Genomic DNA, 574 nt, shown 5'->3' with positions numbered 1-574 from the left:
CCCTTACTTTACTCTGGTCTGCCTTGGGGTCTGACTGGGTATCCTGCACCAGGGGTTGCGCTATTCCGGCGTCAACTTCCATCCCTAGTTCGGTTGTTTCAGTCAGGTCGACTGGGCAGATATGATGACTTCCTGGGGTGAATTATGCGACAAAGTCTGCCAAAGCTTGAGCCTTTATCGCGGTCCTGGGTTGGAACTTGATGTCATATTGTCCCAACTCTACTGCCCACTTCAGAATTCGCCCAGAGAAGTTCGCCCTTTCAAATAAAGCTTTTAATGGAAAGGCTGTGAGAACAACTATTGTGTGGGCGTGAAAGTAATGCGACAACTTCCTTGAAGCCATCATCAAGGCTAATGCCAGTTTCTCCAGTGGCAAGTACCTTGTTTCGGCGCCCAGTAATGTCTTGCTGACATAGTAGATGGGCAGATGTTGGATTCCTTCTGCACGGACCAACACTGCGCTGATTGCATGCTGTGAGACTGCCAGGTATAAGAAGAGTTCTTCTCCAGGGATTGGTGTTACAAGTAGTGGTGGAGAAGACATGTATTCTTTTAGGCTTTCCAAGGCGTGGTC

Annotated in this window: 1 protein-coding gene; it reads right to left on the bottom strand. The window is 48.8% G+C overall.

Going from position 1 to position 574, the window contains the following annotated elements; genetic code table 11:
* Positions 1–142: 142 nt before the first annotated feature.
* Positions 143–574, bottom strand: a 432-nt coding sequence (locus IE178_RS37200; RefSeq protein WP_193515105.1) for an RNase H-like domain-containing protein, incomplete at its 5' end; no start/stop codon positions are given.

This window comes from Streptomyces griseoloalbus, assembly GCA_014650015.1.
Lineage (GTDB): Bacteria > Actinomycetota > Actinomycetes > Streptomycetales > Streptomycetaceae > Streptomyces > Streptomyces griseoloalbus.
This window is presented reverse-complemented; position numbering and strand designations above follow the sequence as displayed.